The 230-nt window shown below is 35.2% G+C and carries 1 pseudogene; it reads left to right on the top strand.

The window, feature by feature from the left end:
* Positions 1 to 215, top strand: a pseudogene (locus SB752_RS33385) (hypothetical protein); the annotation flags it as partial.
* Positions 216 to 230 lie beyond the last annotated feature (15 nt).

The raw sequence follows: 230 nt of genomic DNA, 5'->3' as shown, positions 1-230 counted from the left end.
ACACCTTTGCAACCTCATTGGTTTTTGAAGAAGTTGGAATCAATACCGTTTCTTCGTTGTTAGGTCATAAAGACCTCAAACAAACTCAAATTTATGTCCGTACGGCTGAGCTGTCAAAAACCAATGCCATCAATAAATTACCAAATATATTAATAAACAAAGCCACTAGAACCACCAAACAGAATGAGACCAATGGAAATAGCAAATTTCTATGACGCTTCACAATAAAT

The organism is Brevibacillus sp. SIMBA_040, assembly GCF_046535075.1.
GTDB lineage: Bacteria > Bacillota > Bacilli > Brevibacillales > Brevibacillaceae > Brevibacillus.
The sequence above is the reverse complement of the archived record's forward strand: the minus strand, read 5'-3'. Positions and strand labels throughout refer to the sequence as shown.